Raw genomic sequence first — 25,403 nt, 5'->3', positions numbered from 1 at the left:
ACAGACTGTAAGGTCGTTAAGTGGTGAGTAGTTCAACGCTTGCTCACCTTATCCCATGGCGTAGGTCGATCATAATAAGTATCACACAACTGGAAATCCGTTTCTTTATAGAAACATCCGCGCTCTTCCATCGCATCACGTACTGTCATTTTAGCCAAATCCATCATATTATGATCTCGACTTAAATGTGCCAAATACGTACGTTTCGTATCACCTGTAAGGAGCTGACTCATCGCTTCCCCTGAAGCTTCATTGGAGAGATGCCCCATATCGCCTAGAATACGACGTTTCGTATTCCAAGGATAACGACCCATTCGCAATAACTCAATATCGTGATTCGCTTCTAGAACTAATACATCAGCATTCGAGATAGCCCGCTTCACCTTATCGCTGACATAGCCTAAATCCGTAGCCACACTTAGCTTCTCATCCCCATCATAGAAATTGTAGCCTACGGGTTCTGCTGCGTCATGGGAAATACCGAAGGATTCCACGCGAAGTGTTCCGAAATCTTTCACTTCTCCACTATCCATCACAATCCGATTCTCTTCTGCAATCTTACCAATTGATTTATTCATAGCATCCCATGTTTTCTCATTTGCGTAGATCGGAAGATTGTATTTACGAGCGACAGGGCCTAACCCCTTAATATGATCCGAATGCTCATGTGTAATGAGAACACCATCAATTTCCCCGCCACTTAACTCTCTTTCCTGCAATAACTCATCTATCCGCCGCGCACTAAAACCCGCATCGATTAACAGTGTCGTCTCCCCGTTCGTAACCACCGTTGCATTCCCTGTCGATCCACTCGACAGCACTGTAAATGATATCCCCATAACGATTACTCTACTCCTTTGCTTTCTTTCGTCTTGGAACTAATAACGTCCCCACTGATGCCCTGTACATAATACACTTCATTCTCAAGTGTGAAGCGCCAAGCTGGCGCAGCTACCTGATTCTCGGAGTCAAACATCTCGCCATAATAGCCTAACTGGATGTCCTTCACAACTGAATTAGGTGCAATATATTTATTGATTAAAGTAGCTAACGCATCTACAGCAGTTAACACCTTCTGTTGCTCTTCCTCATTGGATGACACCATCTTAATGTTCGCTTGCTGATACGAGACTATTTTTCGATCACTATATATTAACTTTAACCTTAGTTGGTCATTAAAGAGTGGCCATTCCTCTTCCACTAAAGGATGGAACATAAACACCCCGTCCTCGCTCTCCATTGGATCATAACGATACTCTTTGAAATTCGGGATCTGATTCCCTAGTGCTTTCACTAACTCATTACCCATGAAGACTAGCTTACTATCAACAGGGGTATCTAGCTCTACGATGTCCATATTCTGATCACTAATAAAGTGATAATTAATTTTAGGAAGTACTGGGGTACGTGCAGGTATAAGACATAATAGTTGAATATTTTTCTCCTGCATTATTTTCTGTGTATTACTATCAAGTGAAGTGTAATCCAAGTTCGTGCTTGCTTGTTCGCTTACATCATTCCATAATTGATAGCCCAACACGAGATTTAGCAATAAAAAAGCGTAGATCAACACATTTTTAGCTCGTCCCCAATCCATTCCCTTCCCTCCCTATCCCTATTGAGTCCTATTCAATTCGTCCAACTTATTTGTTCAGCACCATCACTCCACCAGTCTGAAGCTTAACAGCCCATACAGGTGTGAGTAGTAGCCCTTCCTCATTACTTGTAGGCAAGTACGCAGGGTACAAGTCCACTACTCTGGATTGTCCACTGATGCCTTTTAAGTGAGCTCTTAGCTCTTCCCCACCAGGTAACATCTTCATTTCCTTCTTCGTTTCCTCAGACTTCATATAGATGAGAGAGCGCTCATATGTGGATACCGTTCCTTGATGTAAATTAAGATTGATCGTCCCATATTGGAATTGTGGTCTTTCTAGAATTGGATAAGTGCCATAATACTGCTGGAACACCACCTCGTTCTGATCCGTACCTCCGCCAGCAAGACTCAATCGATAATCCCCATCCCATCCCCCATGCTGGTTCACGAAATCAACCGCCGCTAGCACCTCTTTATCCATATCAATTTCCCCATCCGGCAGTGCCGCAGGATCTGTATATCTCATCCACTTCTGTTCCTGTCTTACTTGCAAGCTCCGCTTACTATCCGTATATATTTCAGAGCCGTTCTTCTCCCTAATATTACGAGTAATGCTGGGATCGAAGAATAAGCTGCGTTGCATTTGTTCTGTTGTATACGCATCAATACGCAGTGTCGTCGCTACCATCTCCACCTCTGTCTCAGGAATGTAGTACAACCCATTCTGTAAAGTATACGGTGTCCATGTTAGTCCGAAATCCACATGCTGTTGCACATCCTGAACCGTAAGGTCGGCTTTCCCTGCCTCGTATACGACGTCACCTTCCGTACTGAAAAATAAAGCATGTGCCTTCGTTTCATTATTGACATTATAAATCCAGATTCGGTCTATTTGCTCCGCTTGGAATAATGAGTCTGGGTGAATCTGCATCACTCGTTGCAGTAATGATACAGGAACGCCAGCCCCGAAGGTCAATTCAATCCCCGGATTCTCCGTGCGTATTTCTGCGATATTCAGATCCTGCAAAGAACGGCGCTGAAAGCTATCGAAGCTCCGTCCCTCAAGTCGAGAGAAGATCAGATTATAGAACGTAGAATTGGGATAAAATACAGTATGTTTATTGTCACCCATATGAATGATCATTTTATCAGGATAAATCAAACTCTCTACGTTGGTTTCAGGTCCCATATCCTCTGCCTTGAGATATTTAGCTGCCGACTTAATGACCGAATCACTGCCCGGAAGGCGATACATGAGATAATAACTCTCCACTAAGCTACTCAAGACCAACAAGACGAGTACGATCGACTTCAACTTCTCTTTCATGTCATCACACCCCAATTTTCAACTAAAGGAAGCGTAAAGGTAACCTTCGTCCCTTGTCCAAATTCAGATTGGAGAGCCATAACTCCTCCATGGGCGCTAACAATTTCCCGGGCAATCGAAAGACCGAGTCCAGTCCCTCCCATATTACGCGAGCGCGCCTTATCTACCCGATAGAAACGATCGAATATACGCTCTAAGTCCTTCTTTGGAATGCCAATCCCTGTATCCTGTACTGAAATCGAAATCTGGCTATCCTCAGTCAACCTAGCTTCTAACGTAACAACACCACCATCAGGTGTATATTTAAGGGAATTAGATACAAGATTATCCAACACTTGATCGATCTGGTCACGGTCGAATAATACGCTATAAATACCCGATTGTACCTTTATATTAGATTCAATATGTTTCTGCTGCATCTGAAAAGAAAACCGATCCGTTACATCCTCCAACATTTCCAGCACATCCGTCGGTTCTTTGCGCAGGGAGGCTTCCTTGTTATCGAGCCTTGATAAGTGAAGAAGATCCGTCACTAGACGAATCATTCGTTCCGTCTCATTCTGAATCACACCCACGAATCGTCGAGCTAGCTGTGCATCCTCTAACGCACCATCATCCAAAGCTTCTGTGTAGCTCTTAATCGTTGTCAGTGGCGTTCGTAATTCATGCGATACGTTCGCTACGAACTCGCGCCGTGATGCCTCTAACTGCTCTTGCTCCGTTACATCCTGCAATACGGCAATAGTCCCCGCTATCCCGAATTCTCGCCGATGAATAGGTGTGAAGGTAACTCGCACCTTATATGTGGTAGCCATCTCTTCTGGACTCATCTCAAGCAGTGCACTTTGAATGGATCCCTCTGCAAAAGATTCCGTCTGCTCTGGATCAAGTCCTAGCAACTTCGTAATATCCCGACTATCTAACTCATCTTCATCTAAGCTTAACATCGCTCCAGCGCGGCGGTTCATGAGAATAACCTGTCCCGTTTCATCCGTGGCAATGACACCATCACTCATATTCGTAAGGATAGAGGCTAATTTCTCCTTCTCTTCTTCATTCTGTAAGAGTGCATTCTGCAGACGACTCGTCATATAATTAAATGCCTCACTCAATTGCCCGATCTCATCGTTACCAAACACCGGCATCTTCTGATCGAAGTTGCCTTCTGCCACTGCTGTTGCATGGCGTGTCATCTCTTTGATAGGCTGAGTAATCGTATGTGCCAGAATAACGCTAAGTATCGCCGTTAACACTAGTGCAATCAGCATTCCTGAAATGAAAATATTGTTAACCCGCCCAATCGTATCATGCAATTCGTTCATAGAAGCAACGATATAGACGGCGCCCACAATTTTACTATTATAAATGACTGGCTTCGCAACCACTCGTTTGCGCTCATTATCTTCGTCAATCACATATTCCTCATTATCACTAATCCCTTGAAGTGCTCGGCTTACTACCGTCTGCGTGTTCTTACGTCCCACATAATCGGCATGGGTAGACAATGAGGTAATCAGTACCTTCCCACTCGCATCGAGAACCTGAATTTCTACACCACTAAGATTAAACAGGTTGTTGATGATCACGCCCAAGCTTTCCACCGAGTTCTTCCCTGCCTCAGCATCTCCACCCAATTTCTCCGCGGACATCACGGATAGAAGTTCTGCTTGTTCCTGCAGATCATTCGTGAAATTGCTGGTAAGTGAATTCTTCATAGCGCTCACGAAATAGACACCAATTAACTGCATGGCAATTAGAATCAGGAGCATATATACAATGATAAGCTTGGCTTGAACAGTACGGAATAAGGAAGCCGGCTTCATTACAGACCCCCGTTTTTAAGACTTCGCATAACATAACCAAGCCCCCTGCGGGTAAGAATATACTCCGGTTTGCTAGGGTTCTCCTCAATTTTCTCACGAAGTCGGCGAATGGTTACATCCACGGTACGCACATCACCGAAATACTCAAATCCCCATACAGCTTGCAATAAGTGCTCACGAGTCATCACTTTACCCGCATGCTTCACGAGATAGAACAGCAGTTCATATTCCCGATGCGTTAGGTCAAGTGGTTCACCATTTTTGAATACTAAATACATATCCGTATCTATAAACAAGTCAAAGAAAGGTATACCTTGCCTCTCAGAAGCTACACTCTCTTCCGATGCTGCTGCCATCTTATTGACCCTCCGCATATGCGCTTTGACCCGGGCTAGCAGTTCTCTTGTACTAAAAGGCTTGGTCACATAGTCATCTGCACCCAGCTCTAAGCCGAGCACCTTATCAATTTCGCCATCTTTAGCTGTAAGCATAATAATGGGGAATTGCAAATGAGCAGCCCTAATCTCGCGGCACACGTCCATGCCATCTTTACCTGGTAGCATGAGATCAAGTAGCATAAGATCAGGCTTCTTAGATAAAGCTAATTCAACGGCGGTAATGCCATCAAATGCACATATAACGTCGTACCCCTCTTTTTCTAAGTTGAATTTCAATATATCAGCAATGGGTTGTTCATCATCTACTACTAGAATGGTTCCCTGCATGAATGTATCCCACCTTATATTTCAATCAATCGGTTGTTAGTCCTCTTCTTATTTTACCACACCTGAATGCCTGTCACACCCTCATAAGTATCTTATCTATACAAGTAGAAACGGCAATGCCGTTCGTCCCTTTTCAAAAAGCTTATGCTTCCGATGCTAGCGATACTTCGTATCACTTTAAGGCACCCGTCTCAGCGGAAATATAAGGAATAGAGTATCAAGTGAAACTTATACTTTCTTATATTTGCAAAAAAGAGCATCACCCCCAAGATTAGGGTGATGCTCTTACGTCATCAACAAACTTCCTCATATAAATTCGAGTTCAAAACTCTATTATTAATTCAAATATTTCATCGGGTTCTGGGCAACATCATTCTTCAATATTTCAAAATGTAAATGTGTTCCTGTAGAGCGTCCTGTATTCCCCATGACACCGATGCCACTTCCCTTGGAAACCGTCTGTCCCTGATTGACCGAGAAACTACGTAAATGGCCGTACAGTGTCGTGTATCCATTGCTATGATTAATAATGACAGCTTTACCGTAACCGCTAATATTACCAGTGAAGGTGACAACACCCTCATCAGCTGCCATAATGGTACGATTTCCTGAAACGAGGTCGATCCCTTTATGTTGCTTTCCCCATCGTGAGCCATATGTACTCGATATGGTCGCCCCACTTACAGGCCAGGCGAATTGCCCAGATCCTTGTCCGGCAATCTTCGTACCTTGTAGCACAACTTCGGTAACAGATTCTTTAATGACATCTTGGCTGAGCCACTGTTCATCGACAACTTGACCGTTCTCTTTGGTCACCAAGTATTCCATGACTTTGAGTCCTTCTTGCCCAGGGCGAACCACTTTTGATTTCCCTGCTTCAAGCTCTGCTGTTTTTCTAATTTCAACTTTGGGAGCCGTCACAATCTCTTCAGATACTTGTTCAAGCGTTGTAACGGTTACCGGTAGCTTTGGCACCGTAAGCTTTAAAGTATCTCCGATTTGAAGATATTTCTCCACGATATCAGGATTATTTGAATAGATTTGCTTCTCGGTAATATCATATCTCTTCACAATTGAGCTTAGTGTATCCCCTTCTTCTATCGTATACACGATGGGGGCCTCATTCGTTTCAGTGAGAAGTGATGTGACTTCCTCTAGGCTAAGTATCTGATCAGGTTCTGTGGTAATAGGCGTAACATCCACCTTTTCTACAATATCAACTGATTTCACCGTGGATTCTGGTGCGCTCGCCACACTCACTTTAGATGCTGGAATCGAGCCGCTCATCATTTTAACTTGAAGCTGCTTCTTTTCTGCTTCTGGTAAGTATTGCTGTTTCACTTGATTTAATATATCGTCTACTGTTTCCTGATCCTTTACAATCGCAACGACCTTGCCATCAATCTTGAGCTCGACCCCTTTGGCATATGCACTTAGCATGCCGTCCAGCTTCTTCAGTGTTGGCTCGCTGTCTACTTCTGCTTTGAAAGCCACTTCTACCTTAGTTGTAACATCTTCCGTCTGCAGAACCATTTCCACATTCGGATATTTATTCTGATATTCTTGTCGCTTCTGACTGAACAATTGTTCAATTTGAATTGGATTCTCGACGCTTCCGATCTCCTCATCACCGACATAAACATTATAGTAAGCAATCTTGTTAGCATTCACATATTGGTTACCGGCAAGCACAATAACTACTGTTATTGCGATTCCGGTTGCTGTTATCGTTAGCCATCTTTTGGTTTTGTTCCCATCCGCTTGTTCCACAGGAAGGACAAATTGTGTGATGTTCCTCCATATATTCCTTACCCATGGTATATCGTTGAAACCTTTCATCATTTATCTCCTTTGCAACCAGATCTTTATTTGCGTTTAATTAATAATCTTCTATTTCCAAATGTTTATACTTCCCAATTCTTTATATATTAAGTAGCGTTCTCTAAAAATAAATTATTCTAAAAGGTTTCAAAATTTTAACCTTTAGCTCCATGTTTACTTTAACATAACATTTGCAATCAATTCAACCTTTGATAAATACCAAAAAAAACCCGCTATTACGCGGGTCTATAGTTATTATTAATATTCCATTGTTCTTCAATAAATGACAAATAAGTGACATTCACAATCACTGTTATGATTTAAGTAAAGATAACAGCTTAGCATATTCATCTTTATCTAAATATTCAGATAAGACTTTCTCTACTTCAGCCAACTCTTGTTCGGTCAGACCATTCTCCATGGCGACGGTGATTTCCTGAATTTTCTCTTGAGGAAGCTTCGTCATTAATATGTTAAATATCTCTTCCTTGTCACTAGCAATGAGACCATCCTTCTTACGAACCATTTCATCGGGTGTGACCACGACTTGTTGATCCTGTTGCCCTGCTCCAGCGGCTTCCTCTGTAATGGTTTGTCCCATCACTGGCAGTGCGTCAACCGGTGGCTCCTCATCAGAAGGCGCTTGCACTGCACCTGGCTCTGAAGATGTCCCACCCTTCTCTGTCATTTCTTCGGAGTCTTTCGTATCCTCCGTATCTTTCGCTGCAGTCCCCATCATCCCTTGCAACATGCCTACCAAAGCAATGGGCTGACCTGGAAGCTGTATATTGAAACTCGCTAACATCGATTTAAGATAAGCATTCACGACCCACCCTGATGTGAATACTGTCAATGTACTGACCAATACTACCGTTAGAACTACCTTACACAACCACACTAGAAACTTCATGATTTTATCCTCCTTCACAGCCCATGATCCGATATCCATGTTCATACTCTCATCAGCAGTATTGACCAGAAGGTTGGGGTTTAATCCCATGAATATTACATTCACGTCGAATTTCTGTCTGCATTCACACTCTCTTACCTTCTTCAAATCCTGTAATCGAAGTGGCGTATTGTCTTTCAATACCCTTATCCCGACCGATCCTTCCTCAGTTAGATGTACCTAGCTTCGCTAGGCACGCAGTTGCATTATGTACAACTAAATTCAACCTTTTCCCTCTTTAGCCAACTTTAATTGCAAAACCTACATCTAAATCACTGGAAATTCCACTTTTCAGCGTTATCGCTACTTTTAAGTGTAGGTTTTGCAACTATCTCCATTGACCTCAGCCTTTCCTGCTTATTAAGTGTACTTTTTACATCTACTTTAGCCTCACCTTCGCTACCTTCATGCGAGAAGTGCTCCAAAAAGTTTATACTATTATATTAATAAGAGCCCACCAGTCACAGAAGTGACCCGCAGGCTCCTTTAGGTATTTCTTAAAAAACTAAATTCTATGATTCATAGATCGGAAGAACCTGGTTCGTCTGATCACGGTTACGTCCTACGGAGAATATGGCAATCGGAATACCCGTAAGTTCAGATACACGGTTCACATAGTTGCGAGTGTTCTCAGGGAGATCAGCCAACGTCTTGGCTCCCGTAATATTTTCACTCCAACCCGGTAACTCTTCATATACGGCTTCACATTCTGCAAGCATCTTCAGGCTAGCCGGGTAATGATTGATAATCTCATCACGATACTTATAACCGGTGCAAATCTTAACCGTCTCAAGGCCAGACAAGACGTCTAAAGAATTCAAAGATAACCCTGTTATTCCGCTGACACGACGAGCATGACGTACCACAACACTGTCGAACCAACCTACACGGCGAGCACGGCCAGTAACTGTTCCATACTCATGACCTGTTTCACGAATAAAGTCACCGATCTCGTTGTTTAACTCTGTTGGGAATGGACCATCTCCGACTCGGGTTGTATAAGATTTCGCCACGCCAATCACCTGTTGAATCTTGGATGGGCCTACACCAGCTCCGATACAAACTCCACCAGCAGAAGGATTAGATGAAGTAACATAAGGATAGGTTCCTTGGTCAATGTCTAACATCACACCTTGAGCACCCTCAAACAATACTTTACGATCCTCATCAATCGCATCATTCAATACAACCGATGTATCTTTTACATAATGACGAATCACTTCTGCATATTCCAGATACTGCTTCAGAGTCTCTTCCACATCAAGAGGTTCTACTCCATATACCTGTTGCAGCACATGATTCTTCTCTAGCATCATTTCGCGAAGTCTTAACTCGAACTCTTCTGCATCCATCAGATCTGTTATACGAATGCCATTACGTGCAGCTTTATCCATATAACAAGGGCCAATCCCTTTACGTGTCGTACCGATCTTATGGTCACCTTTACGGTCTTCTTCAAGCGCGTCTAGAACGATATGATATGGCATAATGACATGAGCACGGTCGCTAATGACCAAGTTATTAGTAGTAAACCCATTATCATGGATATAGTTTATCTCTTCAATAAGTGCAGCTGGATTAATAACCATTCCATTACCAATAACGCATACCTTATTTTCATAAAATACACCCGATGGAATAAGACTCAGCTTAAACTTTTTATCGTCAATCAGAATGGTATGGCCGGCATTATTTCCACCCTGGTACCGAGCCACCACATCGGCACTCTCCGCGAGAAAGTCTGTGATTTTCCCTTTGCCTTCGTCTCCCCATTGCGTTCCCACAACGACTACAGTTGACATATTCATTCCCCTTTGGGTGCTATTGCACCTATTATTGACATCATAAATCTTGCGCTTAGCATATGATTAGAGCGCTCAAACCATACACAACAGTGCATTAAAGCAACAATAATAGTTTAACAGTCCATTTTTTTGAAGTCAAATAAAAAAACGAACGATCACACCATAAGGGCTGTGATCGTTCGGAAATAGACTATTAATTACGAAACCTAATGGCTTACCCTATTGGTTATCCTGCAAAAGGATCAGATTGGGCTCCTTCATAGCTAACGAATTTATTGAAATTCTTGAGAAAGACCAGTTCTACCGTGCCTACAGGTCCATTACGCTGCTTAGCAATAATGATCTCAATAATGTTCTTCTTCTCTGAATCCTGATTATAATAATCGTCCCGGTATAAGAAAGAGACAATGTCGGCATCTTGCTCTATCGAGCCAGACTCCCGCAAGTCACTCATCATAGGTCTTTTGTCTTGCCGTTGTTCTACACCCCGACTTAACTGAGACAACGCTATGACTGGCACCTCAAGCTCACGAGCGATCTGCTTTAATGTTCTAGAGATCTCGGATACTTCCTGCTGACGGTTCTCTCCAGCTTTACCACGACCGTGGATCAGTTGAAGATAATCGATGACGATCATACCGAGGCCCTTCTCTTTCTTCAGACGGCGACATTTCGAACGAATGTCTGCCACGGTCACGCCCGGCGTATCATCAATATAGATTTCTGCTTCAGATAATGAGGATATCCCCATTGTGAGCTTAGCCCAATCATCATCCTTGAAATCCCCCGTCCGCATCACGTTCGCATCCAAGTTAGCTTCTGCACAAATCATCCGCTGCACGAGCTGAGGTGCTGACATTTCCAGACTGAATATAGCTACAGTCTCATTGGCACGAACCGCAACATTCTGAGCAATATTCAGCGCAAATGCCGTTTTACCGACCGATGGTCTAGCCGCTACGATAATAAGGTCATTCTTCTGGAATCCGTTCGTCATTTTATCCAGATCAACAAATCCCGATGGAATTCCTGACGTTCCGCCTTTATTCTCATGCAGCAATTCCACTCGATCAAACACTTCCATCAATACGTCACGGATCAATACGAACCCGCTTCCGCTACGTCGATTAGAAATCTCCAAGATCTTGCGCTCGGCATCACCAAGCATACCCGAAACGTCTTCGCCACCCGTATAGCCTTCGCTAACAATCTGAGTAGCTGTTCGAATTAACCGCCGCAGCATCGACTTTTCCTCAATAATCTGCGCGTAATATTCCACGTTGGCTGCCGTTGGCACGGAATGAGCCAGCCTCGCTAAATAGCTGACACCACCAATTTCCTCAAGTTGTCCACGATCCTGCAACAAAGAAGTCAGCGTAACTAGATCGATCGGTTGATTATCCTCACCCAGTTGTAGCATAGCTTCAAAGATTAATTGGTGTGGTTTATCATAGAAATCCTCTGTATTTACACGCTCCATCGCGGTAATTAGAGCTTCATCCTGTAGTAATATCGCACCAATAACAGCTTGCTCAGCCTCTAGATTCTGAGGTGGAATTCGATCGTAAAACTGCTCTCCGCCCATTTTAGCCCTCCGCTACTAGAACCTTAAGTGTTGCCTTTACTTCAGGATGTAGCTTCACTGGTACTTGAGTTACACCTAACTGCCTAATGGGTTCACCTAATTCGATCTTACGTTTATCAATCTTTACACCTTTAGCCGACATTGCTTCTGCAATCTGCTTACTTGTGATGGCTCCGAATAGACGACCACCTTCACCGGCTTTCGCTGCAAGCTCAATGGTCATTTCCTCAAGCTTTTTGCCAAGAGCTAACGCTTCATCTTTTTCCTGTTGTTTACGTTTCTCCTCTGCTGAGGTTTGATTCTCAAGAGTCTTCATATTACCATCTGTCGCTGCACGCGCTAACCCACGAGGAAATAGAAAGTTTGCTGCATACCCTTCGGACACTTCCTTAACTTCGCCCTTTTTAGCTTGACCCTTCATATCCTTTAGAAAAATGACCTTCATTCCAATAAACCCTCTTTCTCTTCAATTTGATTCAGTACATCCATTAGTTTCACTTCGGCTTCCGAAACTGTACACTTCAGCTGTACCGCGGCATTCGTCAAATGACCGCCACCGCCTAACATCTCCATTACGACTTGTACATTCATCCGTCCTAGAGAGCGGGCACTAATACCAATCAGCCCATCCGGACGCTCACTAATGACAAATGAGGCTACCACATCGGTCATCGTCAGAAGCGTATCTGCAACCTGTGCAATTAATAGTTGTGAAATAACAACCCCTGACTCCGTCACCGCAAGTGCGACGTGTTGATGAACCATCTTCACTTTCTTAATGATGTCTGCCTTAGCCAAATACTCCTGAAGATCCTCTTTCAGCATCCGTTGGATCATCACGGTATCCGCACCACTACGACGTAGAAATCCAGCAGCCTCAAAGGTTCGCGAACCTGTATGAAGTGCAAAATGCTTCGTGTCCACAATAATTCCAGCTAACAGCATGGTTGCCTCGATCGGAGTAAGTTGTATTTTCTCATGAATATACTGTAGGAGCTCCGTAACTAACTCACTGGCAGATGAAGCATATGGCTCCATATACACAAGTACAGCATCATTAATAAACTCTTCACTTCGGCGGTGATGGTCTACCACTACAATCCGAGACGCATTATGCACGAGCTTCGGTTCCATCGTCATAGATGCTTTATGCGTATCTACAACCACTAATAAGCTATGTCCCGTAAGCATTTGTAAGGCTTGCTCAGGTGTAATAAATCGCTCTACTAGCTTCTCATCCTTCTCGACCTGTACTAACATCCGCTCAATCGAAGGATTGTTACCTGATAGCACGATATAAGCATCTACATTGTACATTTGAGCTGCTTTCAGCACACCAATCGAGGCACCGATCACATCCATATCCGGCATCTTATGCCCCATAATGAACACTTTATCACTCTCTTGCATAAGATCACGAAGTGCATGAGCGATCACCCTAGCACGTACACGCGTCCGTCTCTCTACAGCATTCGATTTACCCCCATAAAAGGATAATCGCTGTCCAGCCTTCACAGCCGCCTGATCGCCTCCGCGTCCAAGTGCCATATCAAGGCTGGATTGAGCAAGCTCACCCAATTCGGAAATATCCACTGGACCAAAAGCCAGACCAACACTCAGCGTCATCGGCACCTTCAGATCAGCCGTCATCTCTCGCACTTCATCGAGAATAACGAATCGACTTTTCTCCAATTCTTGCAAAGATTTATGATTTAACAACATTAAATATCGATCAGAAGAGAGACGCCGTAAATATACATTATATGTTTTTGCCCAGAATGTGATCTCATTAGACGCCTTAGCAATCAGGGCCGTTCGCTGTTGATCATCCATCCCCTGCGAAGCTTCATCAAGATTGTCTAGTAAAATCATGCCCAAAGCCAACTTCTCATCCTCATACCGGGTCCTAAGTACGGCAAGCTCCGTAATGTCATGCAAATAGATAAGTCGTTCATCGGGAATGACAATAAACTGATAATGACGATCTTCATAGTCTACTTCTATCTGATGTTCCTTATTAAGTTGATCCTTGCTGCCCTCTTTCTTATCGCTAATGGAAGCCATCAACTGAGGGAATATATCCTGTAATGAGCTACCAATCAATGACTTTCGCTTAAACATTACACTAACGTAACGGTTATTCCACTCGATGGTTCGGTCCTCGCTATACAGCACAATACCAAAGGGTAGCATACTTACTGCTTCTGCCTCCACCCGTTTAATACGGAATGAAAGACCATTGATATATTCAAGTAAATCTTTGCGGAACGCCATTTCCGTCTTTAACATCAGATAGCTGAGAACAGCTACAATGCACAGACAGACTATTCCTAGTGGCCAGTTATACCACGTTACAAAGATAACCAGTAGCAGTAGGAGCATAAACGCCCATACGCTATTGTAGCCGTGCCAGCGTTTCTGTAGAAATTTAGGCATGACTCTCCATCCTATCCTTTTGGTTTGGTCATTAGCTGACGCAATGGAAATGCGATGTCTATAATACCGATAATCGCCATCGGTGGAAACAACAATATAGGAATAGCGATTAGAATTGGAACAATCGAATGCCATTTACGATGATGGGCTAGAAAGAAGAAGAACCCTATCGCCTGGATACAGAAGAAAATGTTCAATACGGGAACCAGATTCGCAGAAATCATCGTGAAATAACCACTTGTTGAGTCCAGCGTAATCATTTCAATCACGACACCAAGCAAATAGTACCAAATTAAAGACCTTGGAAACCTCCACTCCCTTGCGGGTTTAAGCTTCATCACAGGGTAACCCATACTGCTTAGAATTGGTCGAGCAATCACATGTGTGATCACAGCCATCATAAAGGAACTAAGGATCAATGCATACGGAATCTTTTGCATCATCATATCCATCAACAACTTCATATCCTCTGTCGACCACACAAATTCTGCTGGAAGAGTACCGTTAGCTACCATGTCTTGCAATGGTTTCATCGTGAGATTCACCGCATCTTGCATATACCCTGAAAGATCAAATTGGAACAAGACTGTACCAATAAAGAGTAACAAGAGCATCTCAGTCAGAATCGTAGCGGTCCCAACGCCAATGGTACGAATAGCGGGCGCACCCTTCTTATAACTTCTCCCCATCAAGATTGCTGGAATTACAAAATATAAAGCCAGCAACAAATAGACGGGATGAATGAATAAAGCAACCAACCAGACCGGAATGACATGGGTCAAGAACCCTTTAATACTCAATATGTTAAATAGAACAACCACAGGCACAATCAACAAGAATGCCGTTACGATCGATAAGTTAGTTAGCAATGAGAGAATAAGGAGCAAATAAACTCCAGTCCACGCTAACGGTTTCCAACTCAATTTCAATATGTTCACCTCTTACGCAAATGTTCTTCAAGTGTGGAGATATCCTGATACCACTCCTCCAATTGATGCCCTTCTTGCTTATGTTTTTTAAGTTTGTCAATTAACAACTCATCGATTTCCCGATAAGACACACCTAGCCTCCGCGCTAGAATATATGAGCTCATAATTAAGCTAGCAATACTATCACCCACTCGAGCTGTACTACCTTCCCATAGAGCTTTAAACAATCGGGATACATGGTCGACCACTTCCGTCTTCAGCCATTCGATCACTTTAGCGCGTTTGGCTACATCCAAATCTTTCGGCATATTGGACACGTTAACCTCCCAAAAAAGCTTTATTCTTGATTATATCACAAACGGATTACTCCTACACTAGGCTTGACTTCATGCTATCGATTCTTTGGATACAAATCTCTCACAATACTCAATAATCTGACTTCGACGCACAATGCCAATAAATCGATTCATATCATCTACAACGGGTACAAAGTTCTGAACTTTGGCTAGATTAATCAAATCTTCCATGTTGGCATCAATCGAAACAGGCTTATTACTCATCTTTATAGGGATATCCCTTATTAGAAACTTTGAAGCATTCTCAAAAGTCACCTTGCCCTCAGAATTCTTCATATACCATAATAAGTCACCTTCTGTAATCGTACCAGCATACTCCCCATTGTTATCCAGCATAGGTACGGACGTATACCGGTGAAATTCCATCCGTTCCAACGTTTGCCTTAACGTCGATTCAAGAGTCAAGCATACCACTTCTTGTTTCGGAAGCAGAAAAAATGCAATGTTCATATCATATAATCCTCCCTGATCTTGGTACAGAGTTCACTATCTTCATACGTTCACAACCCAGAAATGTTCCAATAGATGCTAAATCAGCAGCCCTACTCGGTTGGGCTGCTGACTGAAGTAACTTACTTTGTTGTTTTCTGATCTTCCGGCATCAGCAATGAATAAGTTGATATCGAGTGATTCATCCAATTATCAATTAAATCTTGTGCAAACTTGAGATCTTCCTCGTTGGCCTTCTCATAGGAAACTCCATTCAGGCGCATGTTCTCGCCCATAACGGTATAACTTGAAATTTGCACTTCACTTCCACTTAATAACTGTTTAGCTAGATCAATAATAAACTTGGGTTGCATGTTCGTTTGAAGATTAGTACCCATAATATCTAATAATTCTGGAATATTAGCTAACTGGTTCAAGTTCATCATCTTCTTGGCCACTTGGTCTAAGAATACTTGTTGTCTCTTTGTCCGATTGAAATCGCTGTCCTCGCGGTAACGTACATAATTTAATGCATCCGTACCATCGTAGATCGACTGATTCGCCTTGATTGTGAATTTCTCATGATCTGCTGCTTTATTTACAATATCCTTTTGGATGGGAAGTTCAATACCTCCAAGCGCATCCACAGCATCTCTCAGACCCACGAAGTTAATGGTAGTATAATAATTAATCGTATGATCAAGTAGAGCCTCCATCGTATCTTTCGCCATCTGTTGTCCGCCAAAAGCGTAGGAGTGGTTAATTTTGTCCTTCTTATCTTTTCCTATAATCTCTGTGTAGGTATCACGTGGAATGGAGACCAACAATATCTTCGATTCCTTCGGACGTACTACCGCATAAATCATGGTGTCTGACCGCGCAGGTTCATTGCCACGCTGGTCTGTACCCAATAGTAAAACAGAGAAAGGCTTACTCTGCAGCGCAATAGGCTCTGCCTTAGGAGTAGTTATATCCTCCTTTAGCGGCTTATATGACTTCTCCTGCAATGTGTTCTCCACTTGATCGGATAGAAAGATATCAAACGCAAGCACAGCTAGAGACTTACGAAAGATAAAAGCTCCCCCTAAGATCAATACCAATACTATAGCTACAATTGTATAACTTTTTGTTCTTTTCCTCATGTTTATGTTCCTTCTTATCATCTGTAGTATAAAAAAAATACGTGAGCATACCAAACTATTGTAAACTTTATCTCGCAAAAAGGAAACTGGAAAATGACTTTACAGCTAATTCCATCTAATATTTTATACTAAAAAAGCAACAGAGGAAGTCCTCTATCGCTTACATACCCTATATATTTATATAATAGTTGACATCATACAATATTATACAAAGTGGCACGCCACAAAGTGATCATTACCCACATTCCGATACTCTGGATTCTGTTGTTTACAAATATCTGCAGCAATCGGGCAGCGAGTATGGAACTTACATCCAGACGGTGGATTTGCAGGACTTGGTATATCCCCCTTAAGAATAATCCGTTCCCGCTTCAATGTGGGATCAGGAATCGGTATCGCTGACATTAGAGCTTTTGTATATGGATGTAGTGGATTTCTGAACAATTCCCTCTTCGGGGCCATCTCCACCATAGCTCCTAGATACATCACCCCTACCCGATCACAGAGATGCTCTACCACGCTCAGGTCATGCGAGATGAACAAGTACGTAAGACCCTTATCCTGCTGTAAATCGCTCAGCAGGTTAATAATCTGTGCTTGGATCGATACATCCAACGCCGATACAGGCTCGTCTGCTACGATAAATTCAGGATTCATAATAAGTGCACGTGCAATACCTATTCTTTGACGTTGCCCACCAGAAAATTCATGAGGATAGCGATTATATTGATAGCTGGCTAATCCACAAATATTCATCGTCTCCAGGACACGTTCCTTCAACTCATTCCGATGAACTAGCCCGTGATCAAGAAGAGCTTCACCTATGGCTACACCCACCTTAACTCTTGGATTCAGTGAACTATACGGATCCTGAAATATAATTTGTATCTTAGGTCGAAGGTGACGCATTTTCTCCTTAGGAAGCTTATAGATATCTTCCCCCTTGAATAGTACCGTCCCCGCAGTTTTCTCTTGCAAACGAAGTATTGTGCGACCGATGGTGCTCTTACCACAACCAGATTCACCTACAAGACCAAGTGACTCCCCCTTGTTAATATGAAATGAGATATCGTCTACCGCCTTGACATGCCCTATGGTCCGTGAGAATACTCCACCAGTAATGGGAAAGTACTTCTTAAGATGCTCGACTTCCAGTAATGATTCGCTCATTGTACTTCCCTCTCTTCTTCATATAACCAGCAGGCTACTTTATGATCCTTATTTGCATGTGAACGGAAGGGGGGTTTTTTCGTTGTACAAATATCCATACAGAACTCGCATCGTTCATGGAAATGGCAGTTATCGCCTAGATCAACCGGGTTAGGAACCTGTCCGGGTATCGAATATAATCGTTCCTGTTCTTGATTCATAATCGGTTTTGCTTTCAAGAGTCCCTGCGTATAAGGATGCTTAGGTTCTTTAAACAACTCCAATACCGGTGCTTCCTCAATCACCTTTCCTGCATACATCACAACAACATAGTCAGCCATTTCAGCCACGACACCGAGGTCATGAGTGATCAACATAATGGAAGTATTGAGCTTATCCTTAATATCACGCATTAAGTCCAGAATTTGTGCTTGGATAGTTACATCTAGCGCAGTAGTCGGTTCGTCAGCAATTAGCAGCTTTGGATTACAACTAAGAGCAATCGCAATCATTACCCGTTGACGCATACCCCCACTTAATTCATGTGGGTATGAATTATATATTTTGTCCGCACGTGGTATACCAACCATATCAATGAGTTCGATCGCCTTAATACGGGCCTCTTTACGATTCATCATGAGATGAAGAATAATCGGTTCAGCAATCTGTTCACCTATCGTTAAGACTGGATTAAGGGATGACATGGGCTCTTGAAAAATAATTGAGATTTCATTTCCACGGATAATACTCATATCACGCTTGCTCATCTTCAGGATATCCTTACCTTCGAACAGAATCTCTCCGCCAGCAATTACTCCTGATGGTGTCTCAATTAACCGCATCAAAGACATTGCAGTAACACTTTTACCACATCCTGATTCTCCAACGACACAAAGTGTCTCGCCTTCACGAATTGTAAAGCTGACATCATCTACAGCTTTAACAATTCCATCGGACGTATGAAAATGCGTTTTTAAATTACGAAATTCCACTAAGTTTTTAGCCATATGACATCTCCTATCTTAAGCATACGATTGCCCTATTTCTTCATCTTTGGATCCAGGGCATCCCGAAGGCCCTCACCGATAAGGTTGATCGCAACAACTGTCAGTAATATACACGTCCCTGGTGGAATCCACAACCATGGTCTTTTGCGGAAATCAATCATATTATTGGCTGCTGAAATCATATTGCCCCATGATGGGGTAGGTGGAACTACACCAATTCCTAAGAAACTCAGAACCGATTCATAAAGGATGGCTCCTGCCACCCCCAATGTTGCGGAGACAATAATAATGGGAACAACGTTAGGGATCAAATGACGAAATATTTTACGACGATCACGTAATCCTAATGCTTCTGTTGCTTGCATAAATTCCATCTCTCGAAGGGATAAGATTTGTCCACGTACAAGTCGACTTAGACCCGTCCATCCCAAGAGTCCAATGATCAACATGAGATAGTAAATACGATTTCCAGAGTCCACTTTGAGATCAGATAACACCGCGCCCAGAATGATCAGTATTGGCAATGTCGGTAATGCCATGAATATATCAGCAATACGCATAATGACCGCGTCAATTCCTTTACGATAAAACCCAGCAATCGCACCTAGCGTTGCCCCGATAACCACCGATATGGAAGTTGCTACTAACCCAACTCTCAAGGAAATTTTTCCGGCAAGCATTACTCTCAACAGAATATCTCGTCCTAGCTTATCCGTTCCCAACCAATGCGCCCTATGAGGTGACAGATTCTTATCAGCAATGGTGATATCCTCCAAAGTATAGGGAGATAACAGTGGCCCTATAAAGCTAAGGATAAACATAAATATTAGTATAATAAGTCCCATTAAGGCTAACCGATTCTTGACAAATCGTCGCATCGCCAATCTCCACGGAGAAGAAGGTGCTTTAACTATAACTTGTACATTCGTCTCTATTATTGCTACGTCTATGGACAACTGTATCCCCTCCTACTTTAGGCGAATTCTTGGATCTGCAACACCGTATAATACGTCGGAGAGCAGATTGCCCAGCAATGTAAGTACTGCAAGAAATATCGTGAATCCGAGCATAAACGGATAGTCACGCATACTGATAGATCCTAGATAAACTTGACCAATCCCCGGCCAAATAAATATCTTCTCCAGTATAATCGCTCCACCAAACAAAGCTGGTAGTTCAAAGCCGAGTAAAGTAATGGCAGGAATCATCGCATTACGTAGGGCATGTTTAAATATAACCGTCCGCTCTTTCAATCCTTTTGCACGGGCTGTTCGAATATAATCCTGACGGATGACTTCCAGCATAGAGGTACGGAAATAGCGTGTAAGACTACCCGTACTAATCATGGTTAGTACTATCGTAGGTAACACCATGTGACGAGCTACATCCTTAATATATTCCCATCCAGTAGCCCCAAGTCCAGCTGTTGTCATACCGCCTACGGGAGTGATTCCGAGCCCTAGGCTAACTAATAATATAAGTAGAAGTCCTATAAAGAATGAAGGTAGCGACATACAGAGAAATATGAACAGCGTAATCATCTTATCTAAGAATGAGTGTTGGAATTTGGCTGAGAACACCCCTGCAAATATAGCAATAATCCAACTTAATACTAAACTTGTAAATGCAATGACAACGGAATTCCAAACATACGTATTAATGACCTTTGTGACGGGCTTCTTATGTTGTAGCGAATCACCCATATCACCTACAGCCATATTCCCCACCCAGTCAATATAAGCCTTGGCTATTGGCTTATCTAGGCCGTAGATTTCACGAAGCTGTGCTTCTTTCTCTGCCGTCATATTGGGAGAAGCTTTAGCAGTAATATAATCTCCTGGAACCATACGGGAAATGGCAAACACAATCATAGTGATCCCAATGAGTGTTGGGATCATTTGCAGCAGTCTACGGAATATGTATTGCCTCATATTATTCCTCCTGGCTATTATAATGGGATATGCTCAGCCCATATGGGCTGAGCATATCTCCTTCTATTCTTACTGGTTATAATTATTATTATTTGGAGATTTCCACTTTATTCAGACTAAAAGTGAAGTGTTTATATGGCGTCAGATCGAATCCTGTAATTCTTCCGTTAACAGCCCACATATCTCTTCTTTGATACATAAAGATGTAAGGGAGATCTTTGTTAATCTCTTGATACATTTCTTTATAAATTTCTTTACGTTTTTCTTGATCTAATTCAGCTTTCCCCTTTTTCATTAGCTCATCTACTTTAGCATTTGAATAACCAATATCGTTTTGTGCACCATCAGAAGTATACACAGTGTTATCCGGATCTGGAGTCAAGCCCCAAGCTGCGAAGTACATTTCGAAAGTTCCTGCATCCTTTTTAGCCATAATAGCGTTGAAATCAAGTGTCTCTGGCGAGATATCAATACCTAGTTCTTTATAGTTCTTCGTCATAATTGGAAGTAATGATTCTACAACGGGGTTATCTGCTGTTGCAGAGAATTCAATTTTGAATTTCTTTCCGTCTTTCTCACGAATACCATCGGTACCAACAACCCATCCCGCTTCATCAAGCAGTGATTTAGCTTTCTCGATATCGAAGTCATAGGTCTCAACACCCTCTTCGGTGTAAGCCCAGCCTACTTTAGATTCTGGAACGTTGATAACGTCTGCAAATTTACCATATACGCCTTCTACAATTTCTGCACGATTCAGACCAATTGTTAGCGCTTGGCGAACTTTAACATCAGCGAATTTAGCTACCTTGTGGTTAAAGGCAATATATCCGTACCCATTCGTTGGAGTAATGGTAACATCTATGAAGCCATATGATTGCAATTCTTCTACATTATCTTCATTGACTGTAACTGCATCCATATCGATTTCACCAGCTTGGAGCATCGCTAGCTTCGTATCATCTGTTGTAACCTTAAAGATCAAGTTTTTGACTTTTGGAGCACCAGCGAAGTAATCCGGGTTTGCTACAAATACCACTTCTTGCCCCGCTGCGTAACTCTTAACAATATATTTACCGCTACCGATCGGTTTATCATTTAGTTCTTTAATGGAATCTAATTTTCCAAATGCATAACCTTTACCGTAATAAGCTTCAGGCAATAATGGAATATCACCAAGCGAATCTTTTGTTATGGCTGTCTTTTCAGTTACATTTATTTCTATTGTGTTATCATCGATAACCTTTACACCAGAAATATCCTTGGCTTTACCATCATAGAAATTCTGACCACCTGCAATTTTTAAGGACAGTATATCAGATTCCCCATCATAAGTTGGATCATGAAGCACTTTCAGTGCAAATAGGAAATCCTTCACAGTAACCGGTGTTCCATCACTATATTTAATATCTTTTTTTAATTTAAATATATATTTCAAACCATCATCAGAAACATCTATGCTTTCAGCAAGACTTTCTTTGTAAGTCCCATCTCCTTGAACCTCAAGGAAACTATCAAATACGGTTTCCACAACATATTTATCGTAAACCGTTGACCAGAAGAACGGGCTAAATGTACCATTTGGTGCAGTCATACCAATAATGAGTGTGTCTGCACGATTTGCAGCTGGGGCTGGGTTAAGCGACATATCGCTAGCTGGGAATACACCATCATTCTTCCCATCATCCGTCACTACTGGCTCTACCGGTTCTGCGGGTTTCACTGGCTCGACCGTTTCAGTAGTAGCTGGTGGAGTTTCTTTAGCTGGTTCTGCGGTATTATTTCCTGAACATGCTGACAAAATGGTAATCATAACTAAGAGAATTAGCATCATACTTGATAGTTTCTTCTTCATAGTAAGTCCCCCTCGAGATTATTTAACACCATGTAACCATTCATATTCTGAAAGAAGCCTATAATGTTAATTAATCACCCTCCTAGGATCATCTTGGAATGGCTGATACTAATCTTTATAGATGCTTTTCATGGTGTTAAATTCTCCCCCATTGCACATTCACAATAGTGCAACGGGGCGCCAAAGCTTTAAAGCGAAATAAACCAACGGTCAATAATGAAGTGATAAGGGAATTAGTCCCTTTGTTAAATTAATGTAAATCATACAATGTTATAATAACTTACGTCAACCTATTTTTTATTTAATTTTTATTTTTAATAAAACCGCATTCATTTCATTATACTCTATTTATTACCATAATAGTATTTAAGATTTTATGTTATATAGCACCTATTCTACTTATATGTTGGTTTATGTAATAATACGCGTGATATTATCTAACATTCGCGGATTTTCGCTACTATACCACAATAAGTGACTCTATTTAATCGACATTTATTTTCTAGTTCACTCACTACAGATTTCCATACACTGTACAATGTATATTTCATTATAGAATTTAGTATTCCTTAGATTTCAACGTCTTATATGGAATCTTGAAATCTATAAAGAGTAAACCTCAGGTTACTCCAACAAGGTCCATACTTTTAGACGCAAAAAGAGACAGCTGCATAGGCAGCTGTCTCTTCAGTGTACAAATATAGACTACTATTCAGTAGTGTATGGCATCAAAGCGATTTGACGTGAGCGTTTAATAGCAATTGTCAAAGCACGTTGATATTTTGCACTAGTTCCTGTTACACGACGCGGCAAAATCTTTCCGCGTTCGCTAACAAACTTCTTAAGCAAATCAATATCTTTATAATCAATGTGAGTAATTTTGTTAGCAGTAAAGAAACATACCTTTTTACGCTTATTACGTCCGCCACGGCGTGCCGGTCTTTTATCATTATCAGCAGATTCTCTTGGTTTAAAAGCCATGCTAGTCAGTCCTTTCCATAATTAAAATGGCAAATCATCATCCGAAATATCTATCGGTTTTCCGTCATCGGAAAAAGGATCTTGATTGTTGTTTTTATTGCGCGAGGCCTGATTTCCGCGTCCCTCGCCTCCGTTAGAAGGTTCTTCACGCGCTGCACTACTACCTCCACCACTTCCACCTTCGCGGTTTGGTGACTCCAAGAAACGAACATTATCAGCAATAACTTCAGTGACGTATACACGTTTACCTTCGTTATTCTCATAGTTCCGAACCTGAATGCGTCCTTCTACTGCCGTCAAACGGCCTTTACGCAAATAGTTGGCGCAAGTCTCGGCAAGCTGTCTCCAGGTTACGACCGGAATGAAATCCGCTTCGCGCTCCCCGCCCTGTGCCGTAAACGGACGATCTACGGCGAGCGTAAACTGCGTTACTGCCACCCCTGCAGGTGTGTAGCGCAATTCTGGATCCTTCGTTAATCGGCCGATCAGAATGACACGATTCAACAATTTAAGTCCCCTCCCTCAAGCGATTTAACTACAAAACCGAAAATGAATTAAGCTACGTCATTGGTAATGAGATAACGAATAACATCGTCAGAAATTTTCATAAGACGCTCAAGTTCGTTAATAACTTCTGGTGTACCGTTGAAGTTAACTAGAACGAAAGTACCATCATTAAATTTCTTAATCTCATACGCAAGACGGCGTTTACCCATTACATCATGCTTTGTAATTTCCCCACCGTTGGAGATGATGCCTTGGAATTTTTCGACTGCAGCCTGAACCACATCCTGCTCAATGTCAGGACGAATAATGTACATCACTTCATATTTGCGCATATATTTTCACCTCCTCATGGACTCACGGCCCCTGATCTAACGTCAGGAGCAAGGAACGAGCGTTAACTCGCACCTAAACATTATACCTAATTGTCATGCCCTATGCAAGTCTATCCTAAAATGAAAGTTTATAAGGTCACCTTTTGATCAACCTATCTAACTAATCCAATCATTGGACACATGATTCTTTACAACTGGTACACACTAATGAGGTAATCCATTTTTCATTTCAAGGAGGATACCATGATGGGTGAGCATACAGAATTTAGACCTGGAGACAAAGCACCAAATAACGGTCATTATATGGAGTTTGGAGAAATCGGCGTTGATACGGCCATTCTAGACCCTAAACACGTCAAGCTTCGAAAGGGAGAACGATTCCCTAACACGAGCAACCAGAATCGAAAGTGGAAAATGAAAGACAAAGGAAAGTCCCATTAATTATTATCAAAATAAGTTTTTTATTAAGTTCATGTATAAGATCCTTCTTATCTGATCATAATATTAGCAAGCGGTGCATGAGAGAGGTGTGGTTCCGTTGGACTACTTAGTCAAGCAGATACGACATCAGCCTTACATTAAGTTGGGGGTTGGAATTAGTTTCTGCGAGAGATATAAGCAAGAATTAGCGTAAAGCTTAGACTTTTCTTGTATTTCAAACAAATCACCGGAAATCTAAAGTTTCACTGAAATATGTGAATGTAGAAGAATACCAAA

General features: G+C 42.1%; 24 protein-coding genes. 1 reads left to right on the top strand and 23 read right to left on the bottom strand.

What is annotated here, in order from left to right; all coding sequences use genetic code 11:
• Window positions 1-32 precede the first annotated feature (32 nt).
• From ACP8HI_RS22705 to rpsF, 23 genes are all read right to left on the bottom strand, one after another.
• Window positions 33-839, bottom strand: a complete 807-nt coding sequence (locus ACP8HI_RS22705; protein ID WP_438348387.1) for an MBL fold metallo-hydrolase — start codon at window positions 837-839, stop codon at window positions 33-35.
• A 5-nt stretch (window positions 840-844) separates the two neighbouring features.
• Entirely contained in the window at window positions 845-1,597 is a 753-nt protein-coding gene (gene yycI / locus ACP8HI_RS22700; RefSeq protein ID WP_438348386.1) for a two-component system regulatory protein YycI, read from the bottom strand.
• A gap of 46 nt (window positions 1,598-1,643) precedes the next feature.
• Complete coding sequence (locus tag ACP8HI_RS22695; RefSeq protein WP_438348385.1) at window positions 1,644-2,924, bottom strand: YycH family regulatory protein; 1,281 nt, start codon at window positions 2,922-2,924, stop codon at window positions 1,644-1,646.
• Window positions 2,921-4,747, bottom strand: a complete 1,827-nt coding sequence (gene walK, locus ACP8HI_RS22690; protein ID WP_438348384.1) for a cell wall metabolism sensor histidine kinase WalK — start codon at window positions 4,745-4,747, stop codon at window positions 2,921-2,923. Before walK ends, ACP8HI_RS22695 begins: the two co-directional genes overlap by 4 nt.
• The gene (yycF, locus tag ACP8HI_RS22685) at window positions 4,747-5,472 is read right to left on the bottom strand and encodes a response regulator YycF (protein WP_438348383.1); all 726 of its coding nucleotides are present in this window, start codon (window positions 5,470-5,472) and stop codon (window positions 4,747-4,749) included. Before yycF ends, walK begins: the two co-directional genes overlap by 1 nt.
• A gap of 336 nt (window positions 5,473-5,808) precedes the next feature.
• On the bottom strand, window positions 5,809-7,314 hold the full coding sequence (locus ACP8HI_RS22680; protein WP_438348382.1) for a peptidoglycan DD-metalloendopeptidase family protein: 1,506 nt from the start codon (window positions 7,312-7,314) through the stop codon (window positions 5,809-5,811).
• A gap of 292 nt (window positions 7,315-7,606) precedes the next feature.
• The gene (locus ACP8HI_RS22675) at window positions 7,607-8,383 is read right to left on the bottom strand and encodes a hypothetical protein (RefSeq protein ID WP_438348381.1); all 777 of its coding nucleotides are present in this window, start codon (window positions 8,381-8,383) and stop codon (window positions 7,607-7,609) included.
• 371 nt (window positions 8,384-8,754) lie between these two features.
• Complete coding sequence (locus ACP8HI_RS22670) at window positions 8,755-10,044, bottom strand: adenylosuccinate synthase (protein WP_438348380.1); 1,290 nt, start codon at window positions 10,042-10,044, stop codon at window positions 8,755-8,757.
• 229 nt (window positions 10,045-10,273) lie between these two features.
• Complete coding sequence (dnaB, locus tag ACP8HI_RS22665) at window positions 10,274-11,632, bottom strand: replicative DNA helicase (protein ID WP_438348379.1); 1,359 nt, start codon at window positions 11,630-11,632, stop codon at window positions 10,274-10,276.
• Between the two features lies 1 nt (window position 11,633).
• A complete protein-coding gene (rplI, locus tag ACP8HI_RS22660; protein WP_438348378.1) occupies window positions 11,634-12,077 on the bottom strand; it encodes a 50S ribosomal protein L9 in 444 nt (147 codons plus the stop codon).
• Window positions 12,074-14,068: a DHH family phosphoesterase gene (locus tag ACP8HI_RS22655; RefSeq protein ID WP_438348377.1), complete on the bottom strand. Its 1,995-nt coding sequence runs from the start codon at window positions 14,066-14,068 to the stop codon at window positions 12,074-12,076. Before ACP8HI_RS22655 ends, rplI begins: the two co-directional genes overlap by 4 nt.
• 11 nt (window positions 14,069-14,079) lie before the next feature.
• Window positions 14,080-15,006: a DUF2232 domain-containing protein gene (locus tag ACP8HI_RS22650; protein ID WP_438348376.1), complete on the bottom strand. Its 927-nt coding sequence runs from the start codon at window positions 15,004-15,006 to the stop codon at window positions 14,080-14,082.
• A complete protein-coding gene (locus tag ACP8HI_RS22645) occupies window positions 15,003-15,305 on the bottom strand; it encodes a MazG-like family protein (protein WP_438351951.1) in 303 nt (100 codons plus the stop codon). Before ACP8HI_RS22645 ends, ACP8HI_RS22650 begins: the two co-directional genes overlap by 4 nt.
• Before the next feature lie 78 nt (window positions 15,306-15,383).
• Window positions 15,384-15,803 (bottom strand): CBS domain-containing protein, encoded by a 420-nt coding sequence (locus tag ACP8HI_RS22640; RefSeq protein ID WP_438348375.1) that lies wholly within the window; start codon window positions 15,801-15,803, stop codon window positions 15,384-15,386.
• Window positions 15,804-15,925: 122 nt separating this feature from the next.
• The gene (locus ACP8HI_RS22635) at window positions 15,926-16,924 is read right to left on the bottom strand and encodes an LCP family protein (protein ID WP_438348374.1); all 999 of its coding nucleotides are present in this window, start codon (window positions 16,922-16,924) and stop codon (window positions 15,926-15,928) included.
• Window positions 16,925-17,128: 204 nt separating this feature from the next.
• The gene (locus ACP8HI_RS22630; RefSeq protein ID WP_438348373.1) at window positions 17,129-18,094 is read right to left on the bottom strand and encodes an ABC transporter ATP-binding protein; all 966 of its coding nucleotides are present in this window, start codon (window positions 18,092-18,094) and stop codon (window positions 17,129-17,131) included.
• Window positions 18,091-19,080, bottom strand: coding sequence for an ABC transporter ATP-binding protein (locus ACP8HI_RS22625; protein WP_438348372.1), 990 nt, complete (start codon window positions 19,078-19,080; stop codon window positions 18,091-18,093). Before ACP8HI_RS22625 ends, ACP8HI_RS22630 begins: the two co-directional genes overlap by 4 nt.
• Before the next feature lie 32 nt (window positions 19,081-19,112).
• On the bottom strand, window positions 19,113-20,036 hold the full coding sequence (gene opp4C, locus ACP8HI_RS22620; protein ID WP_438348371.1) for an oligopeptide ABC transporter permease: 924 nt from the start codon (window positions 20,034-20,036) through the stop codon (window positions 19,113-19,115).
• A gap of 12 nt (window positions 20,037-20,048) precedes the next feature.
• Complete coding sequence (locus ACP8HI_RS22615) at window positions 20,049-21,011, bottom strand: ABC transporter permease (protein WP_438348370.1); 963 nt, start codon at window positions 21,009-21,011, stop codon at window positions 20,049-20,051.
• Window positions 21,012-21,099: 88 nt separating this feature from the next.
• Window positions 21,100-22,866, bottom strand: a complete 1,767-nt coding sequence (locus tag ACP8HI_RS22610) for an ABC transporter substrate-binding protein (protein WP_438348369.1) — start codon at window positions 22,864-22,866, stop codon at window positions 21,100-21,102.
• 708 nt (window positions 22,867-23,574) lie between these two features.
• The gene (gene rpsR / locus ACP8HI_RS22605) at window positions 23,575-23,847 is read right to left on the bottom strand and encodes a 30S ribosomal protein S18 (protein ID WP_438348368.1); all 273 of its coding nucleotides are present in this window, start codon (window positions 23,845-23,847) and stop codon (window positions 23,575-23,577) included.
• Window positions 23,848-23,868: 21 nt separating this feature from the next.
• On the bottom strand, window positions 23,869-24,354 hold the full coding sequence (gene ssb / locus ACP8HI_RS22600; RefSeq protein WP_438348367.1) for a single-stranded DNA-binding protein: 486 nt from the start codon (window positions 24,352-24,354) through the stop codon (window positions 23,869-23,871).
• 47 nt (window positions 24,355-24,401) lie between these two features.
• Window positions 24,402-24,686 (bottom strand): 30S ribosomal protein S6, encoded by a 285-nt coding sequence (gene rpsF / locus ACP8HI_RS22595; protein ID WP_438348366.1) that lies wholly within the window; start codon window positions 24,684-24,686, stop codon window positions 24,402-24,404.
• Between the two features lie 246 nt (window positions 24,687-24,932).
• On the opposite strand from rpsF, the gene ACP8HI_RS22590 reads away from it, so the two are divergent.
• Entirely contained in the window at window positions 24,933-25,127 is a 195-nt protein-coding gene (locus tag ACP8HI_RS22590) for a YjzC family protein (RefSeq protein WP_438351950.1), read from the top strand.
• Window positions 25,128-25,403 lie beyond the last annotated feature (276 nt).

The sequence above is a fragment of the Paenibacillus sp. FA6 genome, assembly GCF_051550225.1.
Classification (GTDB): domain Bacteria; phylum Bacillota; class Bacilli; order Paenibacillales; family Paenibacillaceae; genus Paenibacillus_AQ.
This window is presented reverse-complemented; position numbering and strand designations above follow the sequence as displayed.